Annotated in this window: 3 protein-coding genes and 1 pseudogene; all 4 read right to left on the bottom strand. The window is 69.6% G+C overall.

Going from position 1 to position 3098, the window contains the following annotated elements; all coding sequences use genetic code 11:
* Positions 1-253: pseudogene (locus tag G6021_RS07625) on the bottom strand (RNA polymerase subunit sigma-70); the annotation flags it as partial.
* Positions 254-427: 174 nt separating this feature from the next.
* Complete coding sequence (locus G6021_RS07620; protein WP_182617741.1) at positions 428-1978, bottom strand: acyl-CoA synthetase; 1551 nt, start codon at positions 1976-1978, stop codon at positions 428-430.
* A 68-nt stretch (positions 1979-2046) separates the two neighbouring features.
* Positions 2047-2604 carry a hypoxanthine phosphoribosyltransferase gene (hpt, locus tag G6021_RS07615; RefSeq protein ID WP_182610652.1) on the bottom strand — a complete coding sequence of 186 codons (558 nt, stop codon included), beginning with the start codon at positions 2602-2604 and terminating at the stop codon, positions 2047-2049.
* The coding region (locus G6021_RS07610) for a TilS substrate-binding domain-containing protein (protein ID WP_182640994.1) at positions 2605-3098 on the bottom strand (494 nt) is incomplete at its 5' end.

Below are 3098 nucleotides of genomic sequence, written 5' to 3'. Positions count from 1 at the left end.
CAGCGGCCGGGGTGCAGTCCAGGATCCCGGCGATGGTGGCGAAGTCGACGGCGAACGAGTCGTGGAGGACCAGCGCCACCCGCTCGGCGGGGGACAGCCGGTCGAGCACCAGGTGCAGCGCCGACCCCACCGACTCGGCGAGGGCCACCTCCTCGGCGGGGTCGGGATCGGCACCCGGACGATCGGGCGCGTCCCCGGGCACGGGCACCGGCACCGCGGCCTTGAGACGGTCCAGACACACTCTGGTGACCACGGTGGTGAGCCATCCCTGCAGGTTGTCGACGGCGGCGGCGTCGGTCCTCGCCAGCCGCAGCCACGCCTGTTGGACCGCGTCCTCGGCCTCGGCCGGATCACCGAGGACGGCGCGGCGATCCGGGTGAGTCTCGGTCGCTCGCGTTCGAACTCGCGGGTCAGGTCCATCGGCGCCTCAGGCGACGGTTCCGCTCGTGTAGCGGTCGAGGATCCGGCGCTTGACCAGTTTCCCGGTGGGCGTGCGGGGTAGCTCGTCGACGAAGTCCACCGCCCGCGGGATCTTGAAGTCCGAGATGTGGCCGCGGAGCGATCCGAGGATCTCCTCGCCCAGGTCGGGGTCGTCGGCGCGGTCGGGAGCGGGCACCACCACGGCGTGGACCTTCTCCCCCATCTCCTCGTCCGGGATCCCGATCACCGCGACGTCCTCGACCGCCGGGTGCAGCGCGAGTGCGTTCTCGATCTCCTGCGGGTAGATGTTCACGCCGCCGGAGATGATGGTGAACGCCTTGCGGTCGGTGAGGTAGAGGAAGCGGTCGGAGTCCAGGTAACCCACGTCGCCGAAGGTGGACCAGTTGGGGTGCTCGGGGTGGAAGACGGACGCGGTCTTGTCCGGATCGCCGTGGTAGGCGAAGGTGCCCTCGTCCTGCTGCCAGTAGATGGTGCCGATCTCGCCGATGGGCAGCTCGCGGCCCTCCTCGTCGCAGATGTGCGCGATGCCCTTGAGCCCGTCGCGGCCCACCGATCCGGGGCGTTCGAGCGCCTCCTGCGAGTTGATGAACGTGATCCCCATGCCCTCGGTGGCCGAGTAGTACTCGTGGATCACCGGGCCCCACCACTCGATCATCCGGCGCTTGACCTCGGGCGGGCACGGGGCGGCGGCGTGGATCGCGTGGGTCATGCTGGACACGTCGTAACGCATCCGCGTCTCCTCCGGCAGCTTGAGCATGCGCACGAACATCGTCGGCACCCACTGCGAGTGGGTCACGCGGTACTCCTCGATGAGGCGCAGTGACTCCTCGGCGTCGAAGCGGTCCATGAGGATCACGGTCCCGCCGACGGAGTTGACCACGCCGCAGAACCGCAGCGGGGCCGCGTGGTACAGCGGCGCGGGGCACAGGTACACGCTGTCGGCGTCGAACGCGTAGAGGAAGCTGAACACCGGGGTGTAGACGTCGGGGACCTCGTCGATCTGCCCCTCCGGCGGGTCCACGCGCACGCCCTTGGGCCGTCCGGTGGTGCCGGAGGAGTAGAGGAAGTCGTGGCCGCGGGGCTGGTCGGCGGGCGGATCAGTGGGCTTGTCGGCCAGCAGTTCTCGGTAGTCCGCGCACCCGTCGAGCGACCCGCCGAACACCACCCGGTGCTCGACGTCGGGGTGGGCGTCCGGGGACAGGTCGACGTGGTCGGCCACGGGAGCGGAGACGAAGAGGGCGCGGGCACCGCAGTCCCCGATGATGTAGGAGGACTCGTCGGCCGTCAGGTGATGGTTGATGGCGGCGATGTAGAGCCCGACCCGCAGTGCCCCCCAGTAGATCTCGACCATCTCGAGGGTGTTGTCCGAGACCACGGCGATGGTGTCGCCGGGCCGAAGCCCCCAGTCGTCGGTCAGGACGTGCGCGAGCTGGGCCGACCTGGCCTCGAGCTCGGCGTAGGTGATCTGCTCGCCCGTCGCGGGGCGGATCACGGCGGGCTTGTCGGGCGTGGTGGCGGCGAAGATTCCCGGGAACATGTCGCCAGGCTAACCGCCTCGCGTGACCTGGATCACGAAATTGCCAGACATGTGTCCAACAGCGTCGGTCAGGAGTACATGCGAGGGTGCAGCCGGCCGATGTACGGCAGGTCGCGGTACCGCTCGGCGAAGTCCAGGCCGTACCCCACCACGAACTCGTTGGGGATGTCGAACCCGATCTCGAGGATGTCCAGGTCCGCCTTGACCGCGTCGGGCTTGCGCAGCAGGGTGACGATCTCCAGCGAGCGCGGATTGCGGGTGCGGAGGTTGCGCATCAGCCACGACAGGGTCAGGCCCGAGTCGATGATGTCCTCCACGATGATCACGTCGCGGTCCGCGATGTCACGGTCGAGGTCCTTGAGGATCCGCACCACTCCCGAGGAGCTGGTGGAGGAGCCGTAGGAACTGACCGCCATGAACTCCAGCTCGGAGGGGATGGTCAGCGCCCGGGCGAAGTCGGAGACGAAGATCGCCGCGCCCTTGAGCACGGCGACCAGCACGACCTCCTGTTCGGAGTCCCGGTAGCGCTCCCCGATCGTCGCGCCCATCTCGGCGATCCGGTCGCGGATCACATCGGTGTCGATGAGCACCGACTCGATCTCGTCGGCGTACTTGTCCGTGCTCATCTACGTCCCCGCTCCACTCGCCCGGTCGATCTCGAGGACCACCTTTCCATGCCGTCGCCGAGCGACCAACCTGCCCCGGCCCGCCGACACACCCGACCCGTCCGGGCCCGTGCCCCCCACCGCCACTCCCCCCTGCCCGTGCCAGTCCGTGACGAGGGCGGCCACCGATGACAGGTGCGCGTACGTGGGCGAGGGGCAGCCGTGGGCCAGCAGCCATCGCCGCAGGACCCGGGTCAGCACAGCTTGCGTGAGCGGCTCGAGGACGGAGACGTCCAGCCCGCCGTCTCCGGAGACGGGCACGGCGGCGGCGAGACGGTCCAGCTCGTCGTCGTCGGTCCGGAGCAGCTCCGCGGTCCGCGCCAACCCCTCCGCCACCCCGCCCCCCAGGACGTCCTCGAGGAGCGGGAGCACCTCGTGGCGTAGTCGCACGCGGGTGAAAGCCGGGTCGACGTTGTGCGGGTCGTCCCACCAGTCCAGGCCCAGTGCGCGGCAGG

The organism is Dietzia sp. CW19 (genome assembly GCF_014145265.1).
In the GTDB taxonomy this organism is placed as follows: Bacteria; Actinomycetota; Actinomycetes; order Mycobacteriales; family Mycobacteriaceae; genus Dietzia; species Dietzia natronolimnaea.
This window is presented reverse-complemented; position numbering and strand designations above follow the sequence as displayed.

What these genes read in the sequence shown, in the direction of transcription:
- G6021_RS07620 (WP_182617741.1), bottom strand. Translation starts at nt 1,978, where the DNA reads ATGTTCCCGGGAATCTTCGCCGCCACCACGCCCGACAAGCCCGCCGTG.
- hpt (WP_182610652.1), bottom strand. Translation starts at nt 2,604, where the DNA reads ATGAGCACGGACAAGTACGCCGACGAGATCGAGTCGGTGCTCATCGAC.